This is a genomic window from Micromonospora sp. NPDC048830 (assembly GCF_043198215.1).
GTDB lineage: Bacteria > Actinomycetota > Actinomycetes > Mycobacteriales > Micromonosporaceae > Micromonospora.
The window spans coordinates 1-26817 of record NZ_JBICUP010000011.1 but is presented as its reverse complement, the minus strand read 5'-3'; the positions used below and the strand labels follow the sequence as shown (position 1 = coordinate 26817).

Genomic DNA, 26817 nt, shown 5'->3' with positions numbered 1-26817 from the left:
GACAGGTGCGGCCCTCATCCTGCGAAGACCGCCGGGCGATCGGCAGCCCACGGTCGCGCCGCCTCCAACTGCGCGGCCACCGCGACGAGCAGGTCCTCCCGGCCGAGACCCGCCACCAGCTGGATACCGATCGGCTCACGGTCGTCGGTGAGCACGGCCGGCACGGCGATCGCCGGCTGCCCGGTCGTGTTGAACGGTGCGGTGAAGGACAGCACGTCGATCGAGGCCTGGATGCCGTCCTGTTCCCGCCACGGCCACGAGACCGGCTTGGGAGGCGTCGCGAACACCGGGCTCAGCAGCAGGTCGAAACCCGACTCCCACCAAATCGACATCCGGGCCCGGAACGCCCCCTGCCAGGCGAAGGCGTCGGCCAGCTCGACACCGGTGATCCGGCGGCCGCGGTGCTCCCAGAACTCCGTGACGGGGTCGAGGTCACCGGGCTCGGGCGGCCCGATCTCGCGGGTGAGCATCTCGATCGTCTGCACCACGGTGACGCTGAGGGCGTCGAAGAACATCGGCATGCACTTCGGGTCGTCCATCGCCTCGGGGTGGTCGTCGACCACGTCATGGCCGATCGATGCCAGCAGCTCCGCGGTCTCCCGCACCGCCGCGCGCACCGACTCGACGACCTGCGGCGCGTGGCCGGGGGCCTGATCCAGCACACCGATCCGCAGCCGTCCGGGATCCCGGCCGACCTGCCCGATGAGGCCACCCGCCGGCAACGGCCGCGGTCGTCCCACGTCGGCCGGAGAGGAGATCGCCACAGCGTCGAGCACCCGGGCGGTGTCGCGGACGGTCCGGGTGACCACTGCCGGAACGCTGTGCCCCCACCGGTTCGGGGCGCCGGGTCCACCGCTGATCCGGCCCGCGGTCGGCTTGAGCCCGACAAGATGGCAGAAGGCCGCCGGCATCCGGATCGAGCCACCGCCGTCGCCGCCCTGGGCGACCGGCACCATTCCCGCGGCGACCGCTGCGGACGCGCCGCCGGACGAGCCTCCCGAGGTGAGATCGGGACGCCACGGGTTACGTGTGATGCCGTGCACCTTCGTCTCGCTGACGGACAGCACACCGAACTCCGGCGATGACGCCTGGCCGACCATGACGAAGCCGGCGTTGCGGAGGCGCTGGACGATCAGCGCGTCCTTGCCGGCGCGGCGTCCGTGGCGGGCGGGCCACACGCTGCCCAGGTTCGCCGGGTCGCCGGCGCTCTCGTTGAGGGACTTCGTCAGGCAGGGCACGCCTGCGAACGGCGCCGACCTGTCGACGCGCTCTGCCTCGGCGCGCGCCTCGTCGTACCGGCGGTGCGTGATGCAGTTGATCTCGCCGTTCACCCTTTCGATCCGCTCGATCGCGGCATCGACGAGCTCACGCGGAGTGACGTCGCCATTGCGCACCAGCTCGGCCTGCGCGGTGGCATCCAGGTCGGCGAGGTTCAACGGACGGCCTCCTTCTCCTGCTCGGCGGGGTGATGGCAGGCGACGTGGTGGTCGTCGTGCCCGTTCAGAACTGGTCGCTCCGTGACGCACACGTCCTCTCGGCGCGGGCAGCGTGCCGCGAACGAGCACCCCGCGTCGGGCGTGAGCGTTCCTGCCGATCCGCCGGGTCTGACCTTGCCGCGCCGCGCTGTGGAACGTTGCCTCGGGTCCGGGGACGGCACCGCGGCGAGCAGCGCCTGCGTGTACCAGTGGCGTGGCTGGGCGAAGACCTGAGCGGTCTCGCCCAGCTCGACGACCTCACCGGCGTACATGACGGCGACCCGGTCGCTGATCTTCTGCACCACCGCCAGGTCGTGGGAGATGAAGATGTAGGTGAGCCCGCGGTCCCGCTTGAACTCGGTGAGCAGGTCGAGGATCTGCGCCTGGACCGACACGTCCAGGGCGGACGTCGGTTCGTCGAGGATCACCACGTCGGGCCGGTTCACCAGCGCGCGGGCGACGGCGATCCGCTGCGCCTGCCCCCCGGAGAACTCGTGCGGCAACCGGCGCGCCGCCCCTTGGGGAAGGCCGACCTCGTCGAGCGCGCCCGCCACCCGGTCGCGGCCCTGTCTCGTGCGCGCCTCCCCACCCAGCGGCTCGCCGACCGAGGTGCCGACCCGCAGCTTCGGATTGAGTGAGCCCAGCGGGTGCTGGAACACCATCTGCAGCCGCCCGGCCAGGGCGGTGCGACGGCGGTGCTCCACCGGCTGACCGTCGAAGGTGACCGTGCCGGCGGTCGGCGCGTCCAGGCCCGCCAGCATCCGGGCCAGGGTCGACTTACCCGATCCGGATTCGCCGACGATGGCGAGCACCTCGCCTTCGCGCACGTCCAGCGACACGCCCCGGACGGCAGCAATACGCTGGCCCTTGGAGCGGAACGTCTTCCGCACGCCCTGAAGCGTGTAGACGGGCCGCCCGCGGGGGGCGGTGGACGGCACCTCGGCCCCCTCGACCCGCGGCATCGCGGCGAGCAACCGCCGCGTGTAGTCGGCACGGGGTTGCAGGAGAACGTCCCCCACCGCGCCGTGCTCGACGATCTCACCGTCGAGCATGACGCCGACCCGGTCGGCGGTCTGGGCGATCACGCCCATGTCGTGCGAGATGAGGAGGACACCCACGCCGAATTCGTCGCGCACCTCGCGGAACAGTTCGAGGATCCCGGCCTGGACAGTGACGTCCAGCGCCGTCGTGGGTTCGTCCGCCAACAGGATTCGCGGCTCACCGGCGAGCGCGAGCGCGATGGCGACCCGCTGACGCAGCCCGCCGGACAGCTCGAACGAGTACTGCCTGGCCCGGCGTTCCGGCTCGGGGATGCCGACGCGGTCCATCAACTCCACGACGGCCCTGCGCCGCTCCCGGCCCCGTAGCCGGCGGTGGCGACTGACGACTTCGGCGAGCTGGTTACCGACGCGCATCGACGGGTCGAGGGCGCCCATGGCGTCCTGGAAGATGGTGCCGACCAGGCGGCCACGGATGCCGCGCCAGCCCCTCGTGTCGAGGCCGCGCAGGTCTTGGCCGCAGACGGCCAAGCGCTCGGCCTCGACACGAGCACCTCGGGGAAGCAGACCGGCACAGGCCATGGCGACGGAACTCTTACCGCTTCCGCTCTCACCGATCAGCCCCAGGATCTCGCCCGGCTCCATCCGGAGCGAGACGTCACGCACCGATGCCGGCGCGTCACCATAGGCGATGGTGAGACCAGTGATGTCGAGAAGCGGCGGTGGGGCGGTGGCGGTGTCACGCATGGGTAGGTCTGCCTCCACGAGGTCGGGCTGGCCGAAGGTCATCGGAGCGTGGCGTCCTTGAGGAACAGCCGGGTGTTGGACGGCTCGGTGTTGAACTTCACGCCGGGCGCCGACGCCTCCCAGACCTGGACCGACGCGTACGGGATGAGGATGTAGGCCTTCTCCGCGATGTACCGGTCGATCTCCCGGTAGGCTGCGGCGCGCTGTTCTTCCGTCTCCGCATCCTCGACCGCGGCCGCCATCATCTGCCACAGCTTGGGGTCGTCGACCTTGGTGGCCGCACCGCCCTTCGCGAACCAAAGGTCGAGGTACTGACTCGGGTCCGCGTTGAGCGCGGCCGTCAGCTGAACCAGATCGGCCTCCCACTTGCCCGAGGTGATCGCGTTCACCAGGCGGCTCCACTCGACCTGGCGGATCTGCACGGTCACCCCGATCTTCGCCAGCTGCTCCTTGACCAGCTGCGCCGTCGCGAGCTTCTCCGGCGACTCCGCACGGATCGCCAGGGTGAGCGTCACGTTCTTGGCGCCGGCGTCGGCGAGGAGCTGCTTCGCCCGGTCCGGGTCGTACTGGTAGTTGGGCATGTCGGCGCCGACGTCGGTGCCGAACGGGTCACCGGGAGGAACCACGCCGGACGGGACACCCGCGCCCTGCGAGCCGATGTCGACCAACTGCTTGCGATCGACGCCCAGGTTCACCGCCCGACGGACGCGCTCGTCCGACAGCGGCCCTTCCTTCACGTTCATGGCCAGCCAGTACGCGCCCACGCGGTAGGTGTCGCCGATGTTGAAGCCAGCCTTCTCGAGCTGCTGGACGTTGCGCGGCAACCGCACCTGGGTCATCTGGATCGCGCCGGACTGGAGCGCCTGCACCCGGGTCGACTCGTCCGGCATGACGCGGTACGTCACCTTGGCGATCTCCGGGACGCCGTCCCAGTAGTCCGGGAACGCCGAGGTCGTGATCGTCGAGCCTTCCTTGAACTCGTCGAGCTTGTAGGGCCCGGTGCCGTTCTCCTGGGTCTTCAGCTCGTCCGCCGACTTGGAGGTGATCCACTTCTTGTTGACGATGCCGCCGCTCCAGGGCTGGGCGAGGAGGCGGGGAAGGGAGGTCTGCGGCGCGGTGAGCTTGACGACGACGCGGCTGTCGCCCGCCACCTCGACGTCGGCGATCCGGTACAACGACCGGTAGGGGGAGTTCTGCTTCGGGTCGACGACGCGCTTGAGGCTGAATGCCACGTCCTCGGGGGTGAGCTCGCTGCCGTCGTGGAACTTCACGCCCTTACGGAGCGTGAACTCGTACTCCGTCGGAGAGGTGCGCTTCCACTGCTCGGCGAGGGCCGGCTCGACGGTCTTGCCGTCGGGAGCCAGCTGGAGGAGGCCCTCGTAGAACTGGGCGACCATGCGCTTGGCGTCGTGCGCCTGCGCCATGACCGGATCGATTCCACTGAGCGGCTGGGTCTCGTCGGCGATCACGAAGGTGTCGCCCTTGTTCAGCTTGGTCGAGGCGGCCGGTCCCCCGCCGGATCCCCCGCCGCATGCTGCGAGGAGGAGGCTGACGGTCGCGGTGACGGCAACCCCGACGAGGCGTACCGGTCTTGTTCTGGATGTCATGAGCTCGATTGCCTTTCACGGATTTCCGGGCGTACCGGAGGTTGGCTTGCGCTTTTCAGACGATCGACTTGCGTGAGACGGCGAATCCCTCTCCGATCAGTCCCCACCCGACGGAGGACAGCACGAGCGCTACGGCGCCGCCGAGCACCAGCCATGGCGATCCGGTCATGTAGCTCTGCGACTCGAACACCATTCGGCCCCAGCTCGGCGTCGGCGGCTGCACGCCGAGCCCGAGGTAGCTGAGGGACGACTCGAGGAGGATCACGATCGCTGCGGTGTTGGCGACCTGGATCGTCATCAGGGGGGCGACGTTCGGCAGCAGGTGCTTGAGGGCGATCTTCGGCTCGGCGACGCCGGACACGCGGGCGGACTGGACGAACTCGCGTTCGCGCAGCTCGAGACATCGCCCACGCACCACCCGCGCGAAGTGCGGAATCGTGACGAGGGCGAGCACCGCGATCAGGGTGGTCTTGCTGGGCGACAGCACCGCCACCACGCCCAGCGCCAGCAGCATCGAGGGGAAGGAGAGCAGGAGGTCGACCGCCGACATCAGGATCGTGTCGAGCCAGCCGCCGCGCAGGCCGGCGATCAGCCCGATCGCCGAGCCGACCGCCATGGCGAGCAGGGCGCTGGCCAGGGCGATCGACAACGAGGTCCGGCCGGCGACGCAGAGGCGGACGAAGTAGTCCCGCCCGACGTCGTCGGTGCCCAGCCAGTGGGTTGCGTTCGGCGGCTGGAAGGGGACGCCGGCCACCTCCGTGGGTGTGAACGGACGCAACGCTCCGACCCCGAACGACAGCACGAACAACGTCAGCAGCAGTGCGACGCCCGCCACGATCTCGACTCGACCGCGCAGCAGCGCCGCGCGGCGTGGACCCTTCCGTGTCGTGGTCGGTGACGCCGTGGTGGACACCTTGGCAAGGGCGGTCATCGCTTGGCACCCACCTTGGGATCGAGAAGCGGATAGGTCAGGTCGACGGCGAGGTTCATCACGACGTACACGGCGCCCAGCAGCAGCAGGCAGGCCTGGGCGACCGCGTAGTCCTGCTGTTGGAGGGAGTTCACGGTCAACTGGCCGATGCCGGGGATGGCGAAGACGTTCTCGACCAGGACCGCTTCGCCGATCAACCCAGCCATCTGCAGACCGGCGATGGTGACGACTGGCGCGGACGCGTTGCGCATGCCGTGCCGGACGGTCGCACCGAGGCGGGTCGAGCCGGCCGCCAGGGCGGTTCGGATGAAGTCCTGTTCGTAGACGTCGAGCATCGACGTCCGCATGTAGCGACAGATCGTCGAGCCGAGCGGAAGTCCGAGCGCCAGGGCGGGCAGGAGCAGCGACTTCAGGTTGCCGGTCGGATCCTCACCGAACGCGACGTACTGCAGGGTGGGCCACCTGGGCGCCCAGGTGGAGGCGGCGAGCACGAGCACGACGCCGAGGATGAAGACCGGGGTGGCGAGTCCGAGGAACGTGCCGGCCCGGGCGATTCGGTCGACGGCTCCGCCGCGGTTGAGCGCCGCGAGGGTGCCCAACGGCACCCCCCACAGCACCGAGATCACGGTGGCAGCGACGGCGAGCTCGACCGTGCTCATCAGGCGATCAGTGATCATCTCGCTCACCGGAAGCCCCGAGAACATCGACGTCCCGAAGTTGCCCTGGAGCACCTGCCCGAGCCAGGCGAGGTACTGGACCACCATCGGCTTGTCGAGGCCCAACTGTTCCGCCAGGCGGGCCCTGGCGCCGGCATCGGAGTAGGGACCCGCGAGGACGTCGACGGGCGAACCCGGCAGCGCCTGGACCAGCGCGAAGGCGAGGATGGAGAGCAGCCAGAGAACCACCGCGCCACGCAGCACGCGTCCCAAGATCATCAAGATCACTGGCGGGACTCGAAGCCTGTGACCCAGGACGTCCCTGAAATTTTTGGCGGCAGCGGCGCCGATCTGAACCTCAGCCACGGTCTTCCTTCCGACGAGGCCATCAGTGTTGGGAGGCTCACAGGCCAACGCCACGACGGTGTTCCGTTGAGCGAACCTGCTGGCCCAGCGGGAGTCGTCTGAGCGCGGCCCGCCGCTCACCTTGGCGTCAAGCGTCGTTAAGGCGGCATCAACTGCTCAAACAAGAAGTTCCGGTAGGACGGGCACGGAGTGGCCGTCTCGGTCAACGGACCGGGTTGCTGTGCTCCGCACGTGATTCGGCGAACGATGCGGCTGTCCCGCCGCCAGCTGTCGTGCGCAGAGGAGAGCGATGTCCCCGACCAACGTCCCTGAGCTTCTCGGCATCTCACCCCAGGACGAACAACTGCTGCGCGATCGGCTGGAGAAGCTCGCGGAGCTCCTGCTCGACGTCAGTCACGACATCCACGCACATCCGGAGATCCGCTTCGAGGAGGTACGTTCCAGCGAGCTTCTCGCCTCCACCCTCGAGGAGCACGGGTTCCACGTCCAGAGGCCGCTCGCCGGCCTCGAGACCGCCTTCCTCGGCACCTTCGACACCGGCCGGCCAGGTCCGCGCATCGCGGTGTTCTGTGAGTACGACGCGCTCCCCGAGATCGGACACGGCTGCGGGCACAACGTGATCGCGTCCGCGGGGCTCGGCGCGGCACTGCTCACCAAGGAGCTGCTCGTCGCCGGGGAGCTCGCCGGCACGCTCCTGGTTGTCGGCAGTCCCGCCGAGGAGGGAGGCGGCGGGAAGGTCCCGATCATCGACGCCGGCGTGCTGGACGGTGTGGATGCGGCGATGATGCTGCATCCCTCGGGGGAGAACCTCTCCGCCATGCGTACGCTCAGCCGGTCCAGCATGAAGGTGACCTTCACCGGCAAGGCCGCCCACGCGGCCGTGAGCCCCCACCAGGGCGTGAACGCACTGGACGCCGCGGTGCTCACGCTGAACGCGATCGCGCTGCTCCGCCAGCAGGTGACCCCCGATGTTCGCATCCACGCGATCGTCACCGACGGCGGCCAGGCGCACAACATCATCCCGGAGCGCGCGGTCGTGGAGATCTCGGTGCGTTCGGAGGACCCGAAGATTCTGCTGGAGAGCCTCCGGCCGCGCGTGGAGAACTGCGTTCGCGGAGCAGCGCTGGCCACCGGGGCCCAGGCAGACATCAAGCACCTCGATCCGCCCTACCTCTCCATCGCCCCGAACCCGGTGCTCGAACAGGTCGTCGACGATGCCTACCGGCGGATCGGACGCGTCACGGAGCCGCACCGCGAGGAGGTCTTCCCCGGCTCGACGGACATGGGCAACGTCAGCCAGGTCGTGCCCTCGATCCATCCCAACATCGAGATCGTGCCGGGGCTGACCATGCACAGCCGGCAGGCCACCGAGCTCGTCGGCGGCGAGCACGGCGACAGGGCGGTGCTGGACGGAGCGCTGATGCTCGCGATGACCGCGAGTGCCCTGTTCCGCGTACCCGGCCTGGTGGACCGGGTGAAGGCGGAGTTCACCGAAGGCGTGCGGATCTGATCGGGCGGGTGGCCACCGGTCGACGTCGACTGCTACCGCTCATTCTCAATCTGTGAGGAGCCCGTCAATGGACACGATCGCGATCATCGGAGGCACCGGACCGCAGGGAAAGGGGCTCGGCTACCGCTTTGCGAGGGGCGGGCACCGGGTGGTGCTGGGATCGCGCACCAAGGAGCGTGCCGAGGCCGCCGCCGAGGAACTCCGGCCGCGGATCTCCGGGAGCGGGTCCGTCGAGGGCGCCGACAATGCAGAGGCAGCCGAGATCGCAGACCTCGTCGTCGTCGCGGTTCCCTACGACGGCCATGATGCGCTCCTTGCGGAGTTGGGCGATCAGCTCGCCGGGAAGATCGTCGTGAACTGCGTAAACCCGCTCGGCTTCGACAAGGCCGGCCCCTACGGTTTGGATCTCGGCCCGACTTCGGCTGCCGAGAAAGCCCAGGCCCTGCTCCCCGAAGCGCACGTGGTCGGGGCGTTTCACCACCTGTCCGCGGTGAGCCTGCTCAGCGAGGCTGACGTGCTCGACCACGAGGATGTCCTGGTGTGCGGCGACGACGTCGCCGCCAAGGCAAGGGTCCTCGAGCTGGCCGCCACGATCACCGGAAAACCCGGGATCGACGCCGGCCCGCTTCGCCTCGCACGCCACCTGGAGCCGTTGACCGCCGTCCTCATCTCGATCAACAAGCGCTACAGGGTGCGGTCGGGGATTGCGATCTCGGGCCTGACCGGGGGCCAGCGGTGAACCGCCCCGCGTGAGCGGCGCCTACCGCCGACGTGGCGGTCGGGCGGATTCGGCTATTCGCCCGACCGAACCGCCGGAACGCGGGAGAGTCGACGGAGAGCTCGCGCCCGGAAGGAGGACACGTGCGACCGCCCCACCGCCGACTGGCAGCGCTGCTCGCGATCGCCGCGGCGGTCCCCCTGATTCAGGCCACCGTGCTGGTACGGGTCTACTGGCTCACGGCACAGGCGCTGGCCCCGCAGGTCTCGGCGGTCTGGCCGTACGACTCCTACCACGACATGCGGTGGCTGCTCGTCTACCACAACTCGTGGCTGATGTTCGGGGCCGGCCTGCTGGCCCTGATCGCGCTGCGTGGGGTGCTGTCCGCGACCCTCGTCAGCCTGGCCTGGCCGACCCGGCTGCCCCGGCCGCCGTACCGGGCGCTGCTGCGGCGCAACATCGCCGTGGCGGCGCTCACGGCGGTGATCGTGCTGCCCTTCGCCGCGTACTCGATCGCGGCGTCGGCGGTCTCGCTGTCCTGGTTCCTGTTCGCCTCGCTGGCCCCGATGGCGTTGCTCGCCCCCTTCCTGCAGCGGATGGCGGTCGTCCGGAGCCCGTGGCGCGGGTTGCCCTCGGCCAGGCTTGTCGGCTGGTCGCTGCTCGACCTCGTGGTGCTCAGCCTGGCCGCCTGGGCGGTGTTCGGCACTGCCGCGGCCGGCATGATGTGGGCGCCGATCGTCGCCGCGGTCGCCGGCGCGGTCAACGGGCTGATGTGGAGGCAGACGGTGCGGGCCGCCCTGCTCCAGACCCGGGTACGGTGGCGGTGGGTGCCGGTCATGCCGATCGTCGTGGCGGTGGCCCTGGCCATCCCGCTGACGACGCAGGTGCTCGCCCAGCCCAACGAGCGGACGCGGAACACTCTGGCGCCGCCGATCTTCACCGAGCCGCTGCCGCCGCAGGTGCCCTATGCGGTGGTCCTGCTCGACGGGCACAACTCGGCGTACGACGGCCGGCCCGCGGCGGATCCGAACGTGGAGCGTTTCTCGTACGTCGGCCTGGACTCGGCCCGGCGTCCGCTGCCGTACCGGTCGCAGGCCACCCACCGGTCGCTGGAGTCCAGCTCGCAGCTGCTCGCCGCGCAGGTCGAGACGCTCCATCGGCGGACCGGCCGGCCGATCGCCCTGGTCGCGCGGAGCGAGGGGGTGATGGTGGCGCTCACCTACCTGCGGGACCGGCCCGGCTCCCCGGTGCGGGCGCTGGCGATGTTCAGCCCGTTGGTCCGCGCCGGGCGAACGTACTACCCTCCGCCGGAGGCCAAGACCGGTTGGGGGCTGGCCGCCGGATGGCTGCTACGGGCGATGTTCAAGGTCACGACCATCGGCAGCAAAGCCCCCAGCACGCCGGATGAGCCGTTCATCCGCTCGCTGCTGGACGGGGCGCCCTTCTACCGCTACCACACGTTGTGTCCGATTCCCGGGGTACGGATGATCGCCTTCCTGCCGATCACAACCGCGGCGGAGTACCCACCGGGCCAGCCGATCAGGATCCCCGTGGTCCAGGTGGTCGCCTTCCACGGAGGGATCATCCGCCGGCAGTCCGCCACCGACCAGCTGACCGACTTCCTCTCCGGTGCGTACGTCAACCGCCGCCTACGGGTGTACGGTCCGATCGAACGGCTCAGCGAGGCCTGGCACGCGCCCAGCCTCGCGCTACCGCTGAATCCGGTGTGGCGGCCCGCCACCACACCCGGCCCGCCCTTCACCCCGAAACGGTTCTGCGGCCCGATCAAGCGCTCCTGACCGGCGGCCACCCCGCCGCCGTCACGGCAGCCTCCGCCGCTTCTGTTCGAAGGCCAGGCCGAGCGTGCCGGGCCGAATTTCCTCGGCGGCCAGTCGCCGCCGCAGACGCCATCGCCTGATCGGCCGCGGAATCCACATTCGTCGAGTCACTGTATGCTCCCTCGCTGGCTGAGCGGGGTGCGGCAGCGGAACCCTCATCACCTACCACCGCACCCCGCTGAACGGGACCACGACTCACCCCGGTCCGGCCTGGCCTGTCTGCTCAGTCCCGGGTGAGCAGGTACGCCCGGAGGGGGTCGAAGGTCACGTTGACGTTGACCCCTTCACCGAGCGCCTCACGCGGGTCGACCCCGGGCTCGGTGACGGTGACCGTTCCGCCGGTGGTCTCCACCTCGTAGTCGATGTTGGGCCCGTGGAACGTGGACCGCAGCACGACGCCGATCCCGGTACCGCCGTCGGTCACCGGCACGAGGCGGGCGTTCTCGGGCCGCACCATCAGCGCCCCCTGGGTGCCGGTGGTGACCTTCGGATGGGCGGGCACGGTGATCTGGCGGTCCAGGACGGTGACCGTGGCCATGCCGTTGCCGACCCGCTCCGGTACGGCCTCCAGGAAGTTCGCCCGGCCGATGAAGTCGGCGACGAAGACGCTGGCCGGCCGGGCGTAGATCTCGCCGGGGGTGGCGACCTGCTCGACCTTGCCCTTGTTCATCACCACGATCCGGTCGGACATGCTCATCGCCTCGTCCTGATCATGGGTGACGTACATGCTGGTGATGCCGAACATCTTCTGGATGCGGCGGATCTCGGCCCGCATCGCGTTGCGCAGCTTGGCGTCCAGGTTGGACAGCGGCTCGTCGAAGAGCAGCACCTTGGGCTGCACGACCAGCGCCCGGGCGAGCGCGACCCGCTGCTGTTGCCCGCCGGAGAGCTCGTGCGGACTGCGGTCCTCCAGCCCGACCAGGTTCATGCTGGTGACTGCCATCCGCATGGCGGCGGAGATCTCGTCCTTGCGCTTGCGCTGCAGCTTGAGGCCGTAGGCGATGTTCTCGGCCACGCTCAGGTGCGGGAACAGCGCGTAGCTCTGGAACACCATGGCCATCGGTCGCCGCTGCGGCGGCAGGTTGTCGATGTCCTTGCCGTCGAGCATGATGCGCCCGCCGGAGGCGTCCTCGAACCCGGCCACCATCCGCAGGGTGGTGGTCTTGCCGCAGCCGGATGGGCCCAGCAGGGTGATGAACTCCCCGGGCTGCACGTCGAGGTCCACCTGGTCCACGGCGGTCACCAGGCCGGTACGTCCGTTGAACCGCTTGGTCAGTGCTTCCAGTTGGAGCCGACCGCTGCCGGTCTCCCGGGTCGCGGATGCGGCCATTGCAGGTGCGGCGACGGTCATTGCTCCTTCTGCCTTTCGGTTTTCGCGGTGCGGTGCAGCGAGGCGCCCGCGCCGACAACGAGGCGGATCAGGCCGAAGCCGGCAAGCACGATCGCGGTCAGGACGGTGCAGTAGGCGAACGCCACCCCGTATCTGCCGGTGCTGGCGGCGCTGAGCACCTGGGAAGTGATGATCTTGGTTTCCGGGGTGACCAGCAGAACGATGGTCGACACCGAGGTCATGCTGCGGGCGAAGCTGTAACTCAGTCCGGTGAGCAGGGCCGGGCGGATCAGCGGCAGCGTGACGAAGCGGAACGTCTGCACCGGGCTGGCGCCCAGGTCCGTCGACGCCTGCTCGATGTACGGGTGCAGCTGGCTCAGCGCGCCGACCGCGGTGCGCTGCCCGGCCGGGATGCTGCGCACCACGTACGCCAGCACGATCGACACCGCCCCGGCGGCGAGCGCGCTGCCGCCGACCAGGCTCGGGAAGACCTCGAAGTCGCCGATGTACCGGTCGGGACGGTAGGCCAGGACGAACCCGATGCCGAGCACCGTGCCGGGCACGGCGACGCCGAGGGTGCCCCCGAGGTCGAGCAGCCAGGCGGTGCGGCGCAGGTGACGCACGACCAGCCAGGCGATCACGAGCCCGACCACGCCCGCGATCGGGGTGGCGATCGCCGCGAACGTCAGCGTGTCCAGGACGGCCTCCACGCCGACGCCGGCGACCACCTCTTTCAGGTAGTCCAGCGTCAGGGTGTTGTCGACGCCGAAGACCTTGGTCACCGAACCGACGATCACGGTGCCGTACAGGCTGACGATGATCGCCGCGATGAACAGGGCAAGCCCGTAGATCGGCCAGCGGCCCCAGCCGGTCATCAGGTGGACGCTGCCCGACGGCTTGCCGGTGATGGTGGTGCGCACCTTGCGGTTGAGCCACCAGCGTTGGCCGAAATACATCGCCAGCGAGGGCACGAGCAGGATCACGCAGTAGACCGAGGCGCTGGTCAGGTCGTATTCGCCGGTCACCGCCAGATAGGCGCGGCTGGCCAGCACGGTGTAGTCGCCGCCGAGCACCAGCGGGTTGGCCAGGTCGGCGATCGCCTCGACGAACAGCAGCAGGAAGGGCGCCACCAGGCCGGGGGCGATCAGCGGCAGGATCAAGGTACGCAGGATCTTCCAGCGGCTGGCGCCCATGTTCATGGCGGCCTCTTCCAGCGCCGGATCCAGGCCGCGGAGCATGCCGAGCAGACCCAGGTAGGCGACCGGGAACAGGGACATCGAGAGCACGAAGACCAGGCCGTCGAGGCCGTAGATGTCGTACTCGATCCCGAAGATGCCGTTGCTGATCACGCCGCGGCGGCCGTAGAGGACCACCGTCGCGGTCGCCACCGCGAACGGCGGGCTGACGATCGGCATCATCGCGATCACGTGCAGAATCTTCTTGCCCGGCACGTCCAGGCGGGCCTGGACGAAGGCGAACAGGAAGCCCAGGGCGGTGCCGCACAGGCCGACGAGCGCGCCCAGGACGAGGGTGTTGCGCAAAATCGTCAGGTCGACCTGGGAGGTGAAGAACTCCGCGTAACGGGGCAGCGCGTTCGGCGCGAAGGCGGTGGCCATGACCGCGATGAGCGGGATGGCCGCGCCGATCGCCACCAGCACGGAGCTGGCGACGATCAGCACCCGGATACCCAGGTCGGCCTTGCGCCGCCGCCGCTTGGTGGCCACCGTCGGCACGGTGGCCAGGTCACGGTCAGGCAGCAGGGCGGTCATGACTTCGGCGCCTGCGCAACTTCAGCGTCGAAGCGCTTGTTGAGCGCCGACTTGGCCTCGCCCGCGGCGGCCGCGTCGTAGTCGACCACCTTGATCGAGGACAGATCGACGACCTTGTCGGACACCTTCGCGTCGGGGTTGGTCGGGAACTGGTAGGCCTTCACCGTCGGGCCGATCTCCTGCGCCTCGGTGGTCAGCGCCCAGTCGATGAACTTCTTGGCGCTGACCGGGTTCTTGGCCCCCTTGACCAGGGCGACGCCGCCGGTCTCGTAGCCGGTGCCCTCGGCGGGGAAGCTGACCTTCAGGTCGGGGAAGCCGGCCTCCATGGTGGCCACGCAGTCGTGCGAGAAGATGACGCCGACGGCGACCTCGCCGCGGGCGACCATCTGCGCCGGCGCCGCGCCGGACTTGGTGTACTGCAGGACGTTCGGGTGCAGCTTGCGCATGTACTCCAGCGCCTTGGTCTCGTCGCCCCCGGCCAGCTGGACCTGGGTCCACAGCGCGGTGTACGAGGTGCCCGAGGTCGACGGGTGGGCGATCCCGATGTCCTTCGACAGCTTCGGGTCCAACAGGTCGGCCCAGGCGTCGGGGGCCTCCAGGCCCTTCTTCGCCAGCAGCTTCGTGTTGCTGCAGAAGCCGAGCGCACCCACGTAGACCCCGGTCCAGACGCCCTGCGGATCCTTGTACTTGTTCGGGATGACGCTCGCGTTGGCCGAGACGTACGGCTCCAGCAGCCCCTCGTCCCCCGCCGCCGCGTAACCGTCGGCCGGGCCGCCGTACCAGACGTCGAACTCCGCGTTGGACTTGCCGGCCTTGATCCGGGCGAGCGCCTCGCCGCTGGACAGCCGGACGAAGTCGGCCTTGACCCCGGTGGTCTCGGTGAACTTCTTGGTCGTCGCCGCGCACCAGTCCTCGGTGGCACCGCAGACCACATGCACGACGTGACCGTCGGTGGCCGAGTTGTCGGCGCCCGACCCTTCCTTGGCACATCCCGCGGTCCCGGCCACGACGGTCAGAGCCGTCAGCGCCACCGCCCACCTTCTCATCACGATGTCGACCTCCGTATCGAAGAACCCGCAGGGGCTCGCAGCTCAATGTTTCGGCAAGGTTAGGCGTGTGTGACGGCCCCGGCGGTAACGCCGAAGTGAGCCTCAGTGACGCCGCTGTCACCAACATCGAACCGCGCCCCGGTGCCGGCGCGTGTGGTACGAAGAGCCGGTTGATGGGCGGGGTTGGTGATGATCGCAGGCTGGTGGCTGGTGATCGCGGCGCTGGGCGGCATGCTGCTCGGCGCCGGAGCGAGCGCGGCGTTGCTGCGCCGGCGAGCCCGGTCAGGCGGGGCCGAGCTGGTCCACCTGGAGACCCTCGTGCAGCGGCGGGCTGACCAGGTCAACGCGCTCAGCCACGAGCTGCGCACCCCGATCAGCATGATCAAGGGCGCGTTGGATCTGCTCCGGGAGGGCACACCGGGCCCGCTGACCCCGGCGCAGGAACGTTTCCTGCATGTCGCCGGCCACCAGTGCACGCAGGTGATCGCCCTGTGCGAGAGCCTGCTGATCCAGGCGAAGATCGAAGCCGGGCTGTTCACGCCCCAGCCGGAGAAGCTCGACGTCTCCGTCGTCGTGCGGGACGTGGTCGCGGCGATGCGCTCGCTGTGCGAGCAGCGCGGCCAGCGCATCACCCTGGACACCCCGCAGGTGATGCCGTGGATTCCCGGCGACCCGATGCTGCTGACCCAGGCACTGACCAATCTGCTGTCGAACGCGAGCCGGTTCACCACGCCCGGCGGTAGCATCGACGTCCGCGTCATGGCCATCGACACCGGGGTGGCGATCTACGTGACCGACGACGGTGCGGGGATGACCCGGGCGGAACGGGAGCGGTTGTTCCAGCGCTTCGCCACCGGGCGCCCCCTCGCGGACGGCACCGGGCTCGGCCTGGTCATCACGAAGACGATCGTGGAGCTACACGGAGGCGAAATCATGGTGCACACCGCGTCGACCCGGGGAACCACCTTCCTCCTGACCCTGCCCGGCCAGCCATGACCGGTCCGGACAGGCCGACCGCGCTGGTGGTCGACGACGAGCCGCAGATGGCGGTCATCGTCGAGTTCGCCCTGCAGACCCAGGACTTCCAGGTCCTGACCGCGCATGACGGGGCGACCGCGCTGCAGCTGCTCAAACAGCACCAGGTGGACCTGGTGATCCTCGACGTGATGATGCCCGGCATGGACGGGCTGACCCTGTGCCAGCGGATCCGGGCCCGCTCCGAGGTACCGATCATGCTGTTGACCGCGCTGGCCCAGCACGACGACGTGATCGCCGGGTTGGAGCACGGCGCCGACGACTACGTCACCAAGCCCTTCCACCCGCGAGAGGTCGCACTCAGGGCCCAGGCGCTGGTACGCCGACGGCGCGACCGCGGTGCCGTCATCCGCATCGGCGAACTGGTCATCGACCCGGGCGCCCAGACGGTGACGCTCTCGCAGCGGCCGCTGGACCTGCCCTTCACCGAATTCAAGCTGCTGGTCCACCTCGCCAACCGGCGGGGCGTCCCGCAGTCATGGCAGGAGCTGCTGCGCACCGTGTGGGGCACGACGGACCTACTCGGCGGGCGCGACGTGGTCAAGTCAGCGATCTACCGGCTGCGGTCCCGGCTCGCGGCGATCCCGGGCGGCACCAACTACCTGCGCACCCTACGCGGCGTCGGCTACCTCATGCCCGACCTGCCCGCCGACCAGCCATGACCTCCGCGCCGGCCTTGGCTGTGACGTGTCCGGTCGGTGCCCTGAACCGGCCGAACCGCGAACCGGACGTCGGCGATTCGACGCGGAATCGCCCGGTGCTCCGGCGATCGACGGCATCGAGTCCTCGCCGTATGCTCCGTGGGATTCGTTCCCATGTAGACGGAGGTACGGAAGTCATGTCAGCCCCTGGTAACCAGCTCGACAACCACGCATTCGAGGACTTGTACCGCAGCGACACCACTGCCGCCCCGAAGGTACCGTGGGATCTCGGCGCGCCGCAGCCTCTCGTCGTCGCGTTGGCCGAGGCCGGCGGGTTTACCGGTGACGTGCTCGATGTCGGCTGCGGATTCGGCGACAACAGCATGTTCCTCGCGTCGCGCGGGCTGCGGGTCACCGGCGTCGATTTCGCCCTGCCGGCGGTGCAGGCGGCCAGGTCCAGGGCTGCGGAGAAGGGCGTCGACGTCACGTTCGACGTCGCTGACGCCACCGAGCTGGACGGGTACGAAGCCTGCTTCGACTCGGTGCTGGACAGCGCGCTCTACCACTGCCTGCCGGAGGAGGAGCGGCATCGGTACGTCGCCGCCCTGGTGCGGGCCACGCGGCCCGGGGCACGGCTGCACCTGCTGTGCTTCTCGACCGGGCTACGGGGTGTCCTCCCCGACCAGTACCTGGTCAGCGAGGAGAACCTGCGGGAGACCATCGGGCGCCGCTGGACGATCGAACGGCTGGAACCGGTGCAGTTCACCACGTGCTGCACCCACGCCCAGTTGGGCGCGAGCATGCGGATGATCCATGGCGAAGAATTCGACACCTCCGGGTTCGCCAGCCTCACCACCGACGACGACGGGCACGTGTTGATGCCGTTCTGGCAGCTGGAAGCGGTGCGGGCGGCCTGATCCACACCTGATCTTCAACTTCAACCACCTGAAGCCGGGAGGGCGACGCCGGTCATGACAATCTTCACGCCGGACCGAATCGCTTACGAGCCATTTCAGATGCAGCCCCGAGACCAACTCCTTCCGGTCCTCGCGAAACTGCGCGAGGAAGCCCCGGTCTACCGCACCGGGTCAGACATGTGGGTCGTTTCCCGTTACGCGGACGTCAAAAACATCCTCAAGAGTCCGCACCTTTTCTCCTCGAGGCCAAACGCCAGTGAAGGGACGGCGTTTCCCGTTGAGGCAGCCGACAACCCGGAGCAGTTGCAGCAGCTCATGGCGCTCATGTCAGGCTTCCCAGCGGAGATCGACGTCCAGGAGCTGACGCAGGCCCGCACCATCAACGGAGCCGACCCGCCGGACCACTCCCGCCTGCGCCGCATCGTCAGCCGGGCGTTCACCCCGGCGCGGATCGCGCAATTGTTCCCGGCAATCGATGCCATCGTCGACGAATGCCTGGAGGGCATCGACAAGTCGGATTCGTTCAACGTCGTGCGGCAGCTCGCGATCCCCCTCCCGACACAGATCATCGTCGACCTTCTGGGCCTCGGTGACGGGATGCGCGACCAGGTCAAGAAATGGTCCGACGACTTCCTCGACGCGGCCATCGGGGATGCCCGCGGCACGGCGGAGGGCGCCGCGATGGCAATGCGCGTTTTCCAGGAGTTCAGTCTCTTTGTCGCGCCGCTCATCGAGCGGCGACGGGAAGATCCGCAGGGTGACATCATCAGCGCGATGGTGCAGTCGATGAGCGACGAGACGTTGAACACCGCCGAGGCGCTCATGATGGCGATCACCGTCATGGTGGGGGGCAATGAGACGACCACCAGCCTGATCGGCAGCACCGTCGTGGAGCTGTACAACAACCCCGACCAGCTCGCGCTGCTCAAGGCTGACCCGTCGCTGCTGCCCGGTGCCGTCGACGAGGCCAACCGGCTGACCAGCCCGATCCAGTTCATGTTCCGTGAGGCGCTCGCGGACGTGGAGATCGCCGGGACGACCATCACGAAGGGTGCGATCGTCGTCCTGCAGATGGCGGCGGCCAACCGCGATCCGGCCGAGTTCGACGATCCCGACGAGTTCAGGATCGATCGGCCGCAGGGACGCAACCTCTCCTTCGGCCACGGCATCCACTTCTGCCTGGGTGCCCACCTGGCCACCGCCGAGGTCCGCTCGGCGGTCGGCAAGCTGCTGCCGCACCTGGACCGGTTCGAACTCGACACGGCGACCCTGCAGCTCAACCCGAGCATGCTGCACCACGGCTACCAGAACATCGACCTGCGCGCGCGGTCCTGAGGGGCCTGAAGCAGTGCCGGTCGGCGTCGCCGACCGGCACTGCTTCACGTCTCACGACCTCATGGCGTCGAGGGCCGCAGCGGAAGGGCGAAAACCTGCCGCTCCTCCCCCACGATCACCACCTGCGGGTCACCTCTTCGACGCGGTCGAGCTTGGCGTCCTCACGCGGAGTAGGCGAACCTGCGCCTGCGGACGTCCGGCCTGCGCAGAATCGCGCCCCGGGCAGGCGCGGTGACGTCCCCGATCTCGGGGCTGACGCCCGCGACCCGACACAGCAGTTCCACGTCGTCCAGGAAGTTGTCGTCGTCGTCATCGAATTCATCGATGTCGTCGATGCCCATTTCGGCAAGCGGCCCGGTCAACACCATCGGATCGGCGCCCTCGGCCAGGCTGGCGAGGCCGTACGAAAAGGATGCGAGCACCTCGCCGTCCTCGCTGACCAGGAAGCGATGGTCGTCGCCGGCGCTGCTCAACGACGAGACCGCGAACGTGCCGCGGGACAGATCCGGCCGGTCGACGGCCTCGTAGCCGCCGTCCTCGACGAGCAGGGTATGTGGGCCCAGCGCGAACGCTGCCACGATGAGCCCCTCCGAATCGAGATCCTCGAAGTCGGCCCGCCGTCGCAGCTGCGTCCACGTGGCAGTGGAGATCTCCGTGTCCAGTGCCCCGAATCGGCGCAGCGCCTCGTCCGGGTCAACGTCGTGGATCACCGTGATGCAGTAGGCGGAGTCCGCCTTCAGGCCCTTGGCCAGCCACTCCGGCGCATCACCGTCGTCGTCGGACCCGGCGCCTCGGGCGACGCCCCGCTCCCTGCCGAAAACCCAGTGGACAGCGTCGTCGGGGCCGATGAGCACCAGCCGCCACGCACCGTGAACGCCGTCGTCGAGAAACCGCCAGGTCAGCCAGGTGTCGGGTTGCTCGGCCCGGCGGACCTCTGCGGGTTGCAGGACGACGATCGAGGCCAGGCCAGGGCCCAGCCTGGTCCGGTAGACCAGGCCAGTGCCGTCGGCGGTGCGATACACGGTGCGCTTGCCGTTTGCCGATTGGATGAACCGGTTGTGGCGGATCTCCGCCACCGGCGCCCGGTCACCCAGCGACACCGGCTCGATCGGCCCGTGCAGGACGCTGTAGACGGGGAAACCGTCGTCGTACAACACCGCGTCACCGTCGTCGGAGACGCGCAGCGCGGTGTACTTGACGACCTGCACGTCACCGCGCCACACGACCTCGTCGCGGGAGTACACCGCAAAGACACCGCTCGGCTCGAGGCGCAGAACTCCGGCGGCACCCGCGGACCAGGTCACGGTGCCGTCCTGGTCGGCGATCACCGCACGGCCATCGGCGTCGTAACGCAGCTCCCACCGGCCGGACTGCGACACCACAGGTTCGTCGAGCGTGTGGAACTGGGGCAGCGCCTCGGGCATACAGGTCCCCTCCCGATCAGGTCCGCCGGAGGGCCGGCGAACGCGCATGGTTGACACACGGAGCACGCGTACGGCCGCCACACAGTTCAACCTCACCGAACTCATCAACCAGGGCCCCGGTCTCCCGCCCCTCCGGCGACAGCGACTACGCCCGGCCATCCTCACCAGAAGCCAGGTAGTCCAGGAGGGCGGAAAGCCGCCGCATCGGCCGGCTCCGCCGCGTCGATCCCGCCCGTGCCCGGAGCGCCCGGCGAGGGTTGCTGTGGGTTGGGGTTGTCACTCATCTCGATGTCGCCCGGGGACGAGGCCCCCCGCCCCTCCGGCGACACGCCCGGCGCCCCGGACCCCCCGGGTAGCTGGCCAGAACGCGACTGTGACCGATCCGGCTGCGACCCACCCACGTTCACCTACGGCAACGCCCTCCACAGCCCCCCGACCCGATTACGCGGGATGAGGTGACCGGACCATTCCGCCACCAACCTGGTGCTGTAGCGGCGGCCGGCGTCGGCGAACTCATTCTTCAGCGACCCGACCCAGGCCTCCACCCAGATGTCCCTCAACGGCGTCCCCCGATCAGCCGTCTGCCCCTCGTGGGGCAGAGCGATCTCTGCTGGGAGTTTCCTGACCGCCAACATCTCACGGAGGTTGAGACCACCCTTGACAGGCCGGAAACGAACCACCTCTTCTGCAGTGGCTTCTGAGGTGATGGCCTCGTAGTGGCCCGGGTTGGCGGGGTCGTACAGCAGGGTGACCGGCCAGCCCTCCGACGGCCCGTACTCCTCCACCAGACGCGGCCCTTCGTCGGTCCGCTCCGCAACAGTGATCCGCATACCGGCAACATGAGCCACCACCGGCAACAAGAACCGCTCCGCCCCGGTGACCGACCCGCTGCCCCAGCCGTCGATGGCGGCGAGAACATCAACGACCTCCTGCGCCGACAACGGCCCGCCGGAGGACGTCCACAGCCTCACCAGATGCTTCCGGGCCGACTCCGGCGACAACTCCGACAACTCCTCCACCGCGAAGCCCCGGTCATGCTCGTTGAGGAAATCCAACTGCTCCTGCGGCTCAGACAACCACTCGCCCGCCAGCATGGGCCCCAGGTCTGCACGCGCCGTCTCATACCGAGACCTGATCACCTCCGAATCCAGCAAACGCGCGTCAGTGACCCGCTCAACGCCACCCCTCCGCAACAGCTGCGCCACCCGCGCGGGGTCACGCTCCTGAAGCTCCCGCGCCTGATCCTTCACATGGTCCAGGTAAATCCGCTGCCGCCGCACATCCGCCGGCACCCCATCCACATGAGCGGCCAGATACTTCCTAGCCCGGTCCTGCAACAACCCGGCCACCGCCGCCAGCCGCTCCCCATCAGGCTCACCAGCCCGCCCCACCTCCGGCCGCACCCCGCCAGGATCCGCCAAAAGCCCCACCAACGCCCGCAAAGGCGAACCATCAGCCGGCACCACCGACTGCGCATCGACACCCCGCCCGTCCGGCGCCCCGGACCCCTCGGCGGGCTGGCCAGAACGCGACTGTGACCGATCCGCGTCCGCCTTCGCCAATTCTGAGACCTGCCACCGGCTGATGAGGCCGTCGGACAGCTCGACTATCGCCGCTTGACTGTGGGTGCTGTCGCCGGAGGCAGCCTGGGCGATCTTCCGTCGGGCCCACTCTTTCACCAGGTGCCACGTCTGATCGGTGAGACGCTGACTCTCACCTACCCTGTCCAGGGAGATCCCCGCTGAAGGCGCCCGCCCCTGCAGGAACTGGCGGAGGTTGCGCGGGCCCCGACCCTGGCCGCCGGGCGCGAAGGCGACCATGTCATCCAGCAGCGTTTGCTGCTCCAGGGTCAGCTGGATAGAACGCGGCTGCGGCAACGCCCTCCACAGCTCCCCGACCCGATTACGCGGGATGAGGTGACCGGACCATTCCGCCACCGACACGTTGGTGTAGCGGCTGCCGTCGTCGGCGAACTCATCCGTCAGCGACCTGGCCCAGGCGTCCACCCAGATGTCCCTCAACGGCGTCCCCCGATCAGCCGTCTGCCCCTCGGGGGGCAGAGCGATCTCTGCTGGGAGTTTCCTGACCGCCAACATCTCACGGAGGTTGAGACCACCCACGACAGGCCGGAAACGAACCACCTCTTCTGCAGTGGCTTCTGAGGTGCTGGCCTCGTAGTGGCCCGGGTTGGCGGGGTCGTACAGCAGGGTGACCGGCCAGCCCTCCGACGGCCCGTACTCCTCCACCACACGCGGCGGCCCTTCGCCGGTCCGCTCCGCAACAGTGATCCGCATACCGGCAACATGAGCCACCACCGGCAACAAGAACCGCTCCGCCGCGGTGGCCGACCCGCTGCCCCAGCCGTCGATGGCGGCGAGAACAGCCTCGACCTCCTGCGCCAACAACGGCCCGCCGGAGGACGTCCACAGCCCCACCAGATGCGCCTGGGCCGACGCCGGCGACAACTCCGACAACTCCTCCACCGAGAAGCCCCGGTCATGCTCGTTGAGGAAATCCAACTGCTCCTGCGGCTCAGACAACCACTCGCCCGCCAGCCTGGGCCCCAGGTCTGCACGCGCCGTCTCATACCGAGACCCGATCACCTCCGAATCCAGCAAACGCGCGTCAGTGACCCGCTTAACGCCACCCTCCCGCAACAGCTGCGCCACCCGCGCGGGGTCACGCTCCTGAAGCTCCCGCGCCTGATCCTTCACATAGTCCAGGTAAATCCGCTGCCGCCGCACATCCGCCGGCACCCGCCCCACATGAGCGGCCAGATACTTCCTAGCCCGGTCCTGCAACAACCCGGCCACCGCCGCCAGCCGCTCCCCATCAGGCTCACCAGCCCGCCCCACCTCAGCCCGCACCCCGCCAGAATCCGCCAAAAGCCCCACCAACGCCCGCAAAGGCGAACCATCAACCGACACCACCGACAGTGCGGGCTCGACACCACTCCGTGCCGACACACTGGCCGAAGCATTGTCGGCAGGCAGCAGTCCGCGCCGGAGGGCCTCGTCCACAGCCTCCTGCCGAGAGCGCACGCGCAGCTTTCGCATCGCCGAGGCGAGGCGATTCTTTACCTTTCCCAGGGTTAGCCCGGGCCGCTTCGCGATGGTGGAATTCGACTCTCCCAACGCCACGTAGGACAGCACTTCGATCTCATCCGTCGTTAGGCGCACCGCTGGCGCCGACTGGTCCGGTCCCACGACAGGAACCAACCCAGCGCCATCACCGTCAGCTGGCCCCCCCGAAGCCGCCGCACGGGCCGGATCCACCGCATCGATCCCATCCCAGCCCGAAACGCCAGGCGAGGGTCGCTGTGGACTGAGACCGTCGGTCATCTCGATGTCGTCCCCGGAGGTGGTCTGCTCCTGGGTCACCTGGATCTGCGACCCACCCAGGGGTTGCTGTGGGCTGGGACTGTCGGTCATCTCGAACACGCGCGGAGCCGGGGCCTCCTGCCCCTCCGACAACGGCCACCACGCCCGGCCATCCTCACCAAAAGCCAGGTAGTCCAGGAGAGGCAGACCACCCACCCCGGAAGGCATCGCACCAGCCCAGTCCGACGCGCCGATCTCCGCCGCGCCAACACCCTGCGCGCCGGGCCTCGGTTGCCACCGCTCCGAATCAATCTCGATGGTCTCCACCACAGGCGGTGAAGCCTGGTGCGACTGGACCGGTCCCACGACAGGAGCCCCAGCACCAGCACCGACAGCTGATCCCTCGAAAACAGCCGCAGAGCCCGGACCCGACGCGTCGATCCCACCCATGCCCGTGACGTCCGGCGAAGAATGCTGTGGACTGAAGGTACCGGTCATCGCGATGTCCCGCGGAGACGGGGTCTCCCACCCCTCCGACAACTCCGCGAGCACCCGGCCACCAAGGTCCACCTCTAGACCATGATCGGCCCCATCCTCACCAAAAGACTCTCCCAACGCCACGTGGGACACCACTTCGATCTCTGCCTCGTTCGGCGCCCCGGACCCCTCGGGTAGCTGGCCAGAACGCGGCTGTGACCCGCCCGCGTGCACCTGCGGCATGTTCTGCCACAAACTCCCGACTGTCCCTGTGCCGACGAGGCCACCGGACCAGTGGTGCACCGAATCGGTGCTGTAGGGGTGGCCGTCGGGGCCGAGCTGGCCCTTCAGCGATTTGGCCCAGTCGGTCACCCACTCCCACAGCAACGTCCCCTCAATCCTCTGCCTCTCGCCGGGCAGTTTCATCCCGGCTGGGAGTTGTCTGATCGCCAACGTCTCACGGAGGTTGCGACCGCCCTCGACGGGCCGGAAGCCAACCACGTCCTGTCGAGTGATGGTGGCGGGAATGTAGTGGCCCGGATTGTCGGGGTCGAGCAGCAGGGTGACCGCCTGGCCCCCCGACGGCCCGTACGCCACCACCGGGCGCGGCCCTTCGTTGGTGGGCTCAGCGACAGTGATCCGAATACTGAGAGCGTGAGCCAACAACGGCAGCAAGAACGGCCCCGCCGGCATGGCCGACCCGCTGCCCCAGTCGCCGACAGCGGAGAGGACCGCATCGAGCTCCTCGTCCAGCAACGGCCAGTCGGAAGAGGTCCACAGGCCCACCAGATGCTTTTGGGCCGACAGTGGCGACAACTCCTCCATGAGGAAACCAATGCCATGGTCGTTGAGGAAATCCAACTGCTGCTGCGGCGCCGCCATCCACGGGATCAGCCCCAGCGCGGCACTCGCCGCGGAATACCGATTCTCAATCTCAACAATCTCAACCGGATCCAGAAAACGCGCGTCAACGACCCGGTCACCGACACCCGCCCGCAACAACTGCACCACCTGCGCAGGATCCTGCTCCTGAAGCTCCCGCGCCCGCTGCCCCAAATACGGCAGGAAAACCCGCTGCCGCAACACCTCCGCCGGCAACCCCGCCCGATTACTGGTCAGATACTGGCGAACCCAGTCCTGCAACCACCTGGTCACCTGCGCCAGCGGCCGTTCCCCGTCGGGCACATCAGCCCGCCCCAACTCGGCCCGCACCTCGTCAGGATCCGACAAGAACCCCACCAGATCCTCGTCCAGAACCGGGCGCAAGAAATCCAGCACACTCGCCGGATCCTCAGCCACCAACGCCGACAACAGCGAACGATGAACCGGCACCCCCACCGACGGCACAGGCGGTGCGGAAGCCGCCGCACGGGCCGGATCCACCGCATCGATCCCATCCCAGCCCGAAACGCCAGGCGAGGGTCGCTGTGGACCGAGATCGTCGGTCATCTCGATGTTGTCCCGGGAGGTGGTCTGCTCCTGGGTCACCTGGATCTGCGACCCACCCAGGGGTTGCTGTGGGCTGGGACTGTCGGTCATCTCGAACACGCGCGGAGCCGGGGCCTCCTGCCCCTCCGACAACGGCCACCACGCCCGGCCATCCTCACCAAAAGCCACGTGGTCCAGGAGAGGCCTGGGGTTGTCGGTCACCTCGAAAGCAGCAGCGTGCCGCGACTGCCAGCCCTCGCCCACACCACCGGTCGACTGCCCGGCACCGGGCCCCTGACTCACGCCCCCCACCACAGCCGCCCCGCTCGCGCTGGCATCCTGCCCGAAAGGCAACTGCGCCTGGACCACGCCCGGCGCCCCGGACCCCTCGGGTAACTGGCCAGAACGCGATTGCGACCCGCCCGCGTCCGCCCTCAACATGTTGCCGACCCTCGTCTTGCTGATGAGGCCGCCGGACAGCGTGGCTATGTCGTCGGCCAGCGCGTCTGTCGAATAAATATCGGGGCGGGGCCTGGCGGCGAGCTTGTCCTTCATCATTCGGGCCCACACGTCCATCAAGTACGACGTCTGCGGGTTCAGGCCGTGAACTTTCGTCAGGGAAATCCCCGCTGGAAGCCGCTCCGTCTTCAGGAACTCACGGAGGTTGCTTGGGCCGTCCTCGCGGCGCTCGAAGTCGACCATCTTCTGCAGCAGATCCCTGTGCTCCTTGGTCAGCTGGACAGGACCTGGCTGCGACCCGCCCACGTCCACCTGCGGCATCTTCTGCCACAAACGCCAGACCGAATTTTGGGGGATGAGGTCACCGGACCAACGGGCCACCGAATATGTGCTGTAGGGGTGGTCGGGGTCGCGCTGATCGTTCATTGCCTTGGCCCAGTCGTTCACCCACTCCCTCAACGTTCCCCCAGCCCTCCGCCCCTCCTCGGGCAGAACCACCCCGTCTGGGAGTTGTCTGATCGCCAACGTCTCACGGAGGTTGCGACCGCCCTCGACGGGCCGGAAGCCAACCACGTCCTGCCGAGTAATCGTGGCGGGAATGTAGTGGCCCGGATTGTCGGGGTCGAGCAGCAGGGTGACCGGCTTACCCCCCGACGGCCCGTACGCCTCCACCGGGCGCGGCCCTTCGTTGCTGGGCTCAGCGACAGTGATCCGATAACCGGCGGCGTGAGCCAACGACGGCAGCAAGGACCGCCCCGCCGGGGTGGCCGACCCGCTGCCCCAGTCG

Annotated in this window: 17 protein-coding genes; 7 read left to right on the top strand and 10 right to left on the bottom strand. The window is 68.8% G+C overall.

Annotated features, from left to right (window positions below; genetic code table 11):
• Positions 1-14: 14 nt before the first annotated feature.
• From ACGFIZ_RS12445 to ACGFIZ_RS12425, 5 genes are read right to left on the bottom strand one after another with little or no spacing between them, the layout of a single operon-like run.
• Entirely contained in the window at positions 15-1436 is a 1422-nt protein-coding gene (locus ACGFIZ_RS12445) for an amidase (protein ID WP_393418575.1), read from the bottom strand.
• Complete coding sequence (locus tag ACGFIZ_RS12440) at positions 1433-3262, bottom strand: dipeptide ABC transporter ATP-binding protein (protein WP_393418573.1); 1830 nt, start codon at positions 3260-3262, stop codon at positions 1433-1435. Before ACGFIZ_RS12440 ends, ACGFIZ_RS12445 begins: the two co-directional genes overlap by 4 nt.
• Positions 3259-4827, bottom strand: coding sequence for an ABC transporter substrate-binding protein (locus ACGFIZ_RS12435; protein ID WP_393418571.1), 1569 nt, complete (start codon positions 4825-4827; stop codon positions 3259-3261). Before ACGFIZ_RS12435 ends, ACGFIZ_RS12440 begins: the two co-directional genes overlap by 4 nt.
• A gap of 55 nt (positions 4828-4882) precedes the next feature.
• On the bottom strand, positions 4883-5758 hold the full coding sequence (locus tag ACGFIZ_RS12430; RefSeq protein ID WP_393418569.1) for an ABC transporter permease: 876 nt from the start codon (positions 5756-5758) through the stop codon (positions 4883-4885).
• Positions 5755-6693, bottom strand: a complete 939-nt coding sequence (locus tag ACGFIZ_RS12425) for an ABC transporter permease (protein ID WP_393418567.1) — start codon at positions 6691-6693, stop codon at positions 5755-5757. Before ACGFIZ_RS12425 ends, ACGFIZ_RS12430 begins: the two co-directional genes overlap by 4 nt.
• 376 nt (positions 6694-7069) lie before the next feature.
• On the opposite strand from ACGFIZ_RS12425, the gene ACGFIZ_RS12420 reads away from it, so the two are divergent.
• The 3 genes from ACGFIZ_RS12420 to ACGFIZ_RS12410 all read left to right on the top strand — a co-directional run bounded on the left by ACGFIZ_RS12420 (position 7070) and on the right by ACGFIZ_RS12410 (position 10807).
• Entirely contained in the window at positions 7070-8290 is a 1221-nt protein-coding gene (locus ACGFIZ_RS12420; protein ID WP_393418565.1) for a M20 family metallopeptidase, read from the top strand.
• Positions 8291-8357: 67 nt separating this feature from the next.
• Positions 8358-9029 (top strand): NADPH-dependent F420 reductase, encoded by a 672-nt coding sequence (gene npdG, locus ACGFIZ_RS12415; RefSeq protein ID WP_393418563.1) that lies wholly within the window; start codon positions 8358-8360, stop codon positions 9027-9029.
• Positions 9030-9151: 122 nt separating this feature from the next.
• Positions 9152-10807 (top strand): hypothetical protein, encoded by a 1656-nt coding sequence (locus ACGFIZ_RS12410; RefSeq protein ID WP_393418561.1) that lies wholly within the window; start codon positions 9152-9154, stop codon positions 10805-10807.
• A 262-nt stretch (positions 10808-11069) separates the two neighbouring features.
• Here ACGFIZ_RS12410 and ACGFIZ_RS12405 read toward each other — a convergent pair whose 3' ends face one another.
• The 3 genes from ACGFIZ_RS12405 to ACGFIZ_RS12395 are packed head-to-tail and all read right to left on the bottom strand — an operon-like array spanning position 11070 to position 14976.
• Positions 11070-12197, bottom strand: coding sequence for an ABC transporter ATP-binding protein (locus tag ACGFIZ_RS12405; RefSeq protein ID WP_393418559.1), 1128 nt, complete (start codon positions 12195-12197; stop codon positions 11070-11072).
• Positions 12194-13945 (bottom strand): iron ABC transporter permease, encoded by a 1752-nt coding sequence (locus tag ACGFIZ_RS12400; protein ID WP_347668913.1) that lies wholly within the window; start codon positions 13943-13945, stop codon positions 12194-12196. The genes ACGFIZ_RS12405 and ACGFIZ_RS12400 overlap by 4 nt, the downstream gene beginning before the upstream one ends.
• Positions 13942-14976: an ABC transporter substrate-binding protein gene (locus ACGFIZ_RS12395; RefSeq protein WP_393418557.1), complete on the bottom strand. Its 1035-nt coding sequence runs from the start codon at positions 14974-14976 to the stop codon at positions 13942-13944. The genes ACGFIZ_RS12400 and ACGFIZ_RS12395 overlap by 4 nt, the downstream gene beginning before the upstream one ends.
• Positions 14977-15183: 207 nt before the next feature.
• Here ACGFIZ_RS12395 and ACGFIZ_RS12390 point away from each other — a divergent pair, with 207 nt between their 5' ends.
• The 4 genes from ACGFIZ_RS12390 (at position 15184) to ACGFIZ_RS12375 (ending at position 18922) form a co-directional block, all read left to right on the top strand.
• Positions 15184-15990: a sensor histidine kinase gene (locus ACGFIZ_RS12390; protein WP_393418555.1), complete on the top strand. Its 807-nt coding sequence runs from the start codon at positions 15184-15186 to the stop codon at positions 15988-15990.
• Entirely contained in the window at positions 15987-16691 is a 705-nt protein-coding gene (locus ACGFIZ_RS12385; protein ID WP_393418553.1) for a response regulator transcription factor, read from the top strand. The genes ACGFIZ_RS12390 and ACGFIZ_RS12385 overlap by 4 nt, the downstream gene beginning before the upstream one ends.
• Positions 16692-16867: 176 nt before the next feature.
• On the top strand, positions 16868-17587 hold the full coding sequence (locus tag ACGFIZ_RS12380) for a class I SAM-dependent methyltransferase (protein WP_393418551.1): 720 nt from the start codon (positions 16868-16870) through the stop codon (positions 17585-17587).
• Between the two features lie 54 nt (positions 17588-17641).
• Positions 17642-18922, top strand: a complete 1281-nt coding sequence (locus ACGFIZ_RS12375) for a cytochrome P450 (protein ID WP_393418549.1) — start codon at positions 17642-17644, stop codon at positions 18920-18922.
• A 161-nt stretch (positions 18923-19083) separates the two neighbouring features.
• On the opposite strand, the gene ACGFIZ_RS12370 is transcribed toward ACGFIZ_RS12375, so the two are convergent.
• Positions 19084-20346, bottom strand: coding sequence for a DUF6461 domain-containing protein (locus tag ACGFIZ_RS12370; RefSeq protein WP_393418547.1), 1263 nt, complete (start codon positions 20344-20346; stop codon positions 19084-19086).
• Between the two features lie 407 nt (positions 20347-20753).
• Positions 20754-26477, bottom strand: coding sequence for a LuxR C-terminal-related transcriptional regulator (locus ACGFIZ_RS12365; protein WP_393418545.1), 5724 nt, complete (start codon positions 26475-26477; stop codon positions 20754-20756).
• Between the last annotated feature and the right edge of the window lie 340 nt (positions 26478-26817).

Bases quoted from the DNA above. Each gene is read 5' to 3' on its own strand.
- ACGFIZ_RS12370 (WP_393418547.1), bottom strand. From the start codon at position 20,346: ATGCCCGAGGCGCTGCCCCAGTTCCACACGCTCGACGAACCTGTGGTG.
- ACGFIZ_RS12400 (WP_347668913.1), bottom strand. From the start codon at position 13,945: ATGACCGCCCTGCTGCCTGACCGTGACCTGGCCACCGTGCCGACGGTG.
- ACGFIZ_RS12390 (WP_393418555.1), top strand. From the start codon at position 15,184: ATGATCGCAGGCTGGTGGCTGGTGATCGCGGCGCTGGGCGGCATGCTG.
- ACGFIZ_RS12420 (WP_393418565.1), top strand. From the start codon at position 7,070: ATGTCCCCGACCAACGTCCCTGAGCTTCTCGGCATCTCACCCCAGGAC.
- ACGFIZ_RS12380 (WP_393418551.1), top strand. From the start codon at position 16,868: ATGTCAGCCCCTGGTAACCAGCTCGACAACCACGCATTCGAGGACTTG.
- ACGFIZ_RS12430 (WP_393418569.1), bottom strand. From the start codon at position 5,758: ATGACCGCCCTTGCCAAGGTGTCCACCACGGCGTCACCGACCACGACA.
- ACGFIZ_RS12375 (WP_393418549.1), top strand. From the start codon at position 17,642: ATGACAATCTTCACGCCGGACCGAATCGCTTACGAGCCATTTCAGATG.
- npdG (WP_393418563.1), top strand. From the start codon at position 8,358: ATGGACACGATCGCGATCATCGGAGGCACCGGACCGCAGGGAAAGGGG.
- ACGFIZ_RS12440 (WP_393418573.1), bottom strand. From the start codon at position 3,262: ATGACCTTCGGCCAGCCCGACCTCGTGGAGGCAGACCTACCCATGCGT.
- ACGFIZ_RS12435 (WP_393418571.1), bottom strand. From the start codon at position 4,827: ATGACATCCAGAACAAGACCGGTACGCCTCGTCGGGGTTGCCGTCACC.
- ACGFIZ_RS12385 (WP_393418553.1), top strand. From the start codon at position 15,987: ATGACCGGTCCGGACAGGCCGACCGCGCTGGTGGTCGACGACGAGCCG.
- ACGFIZ_RS12405 (WP_393418559.1), bottom strand. From the start codon at position 12,197: ATGACCGTCGCCGCACCTGCAATGGCCGCATCCGCGACCCGGGAGACC.
- ACGFIZ_RS12425 (WP_393418567.1), bottom strand. From the start codon at position 6,693: ATGATCTTGGGACGCGTGCTGCGTGGCGCGGTGGTTCTCTGGCTGCTC.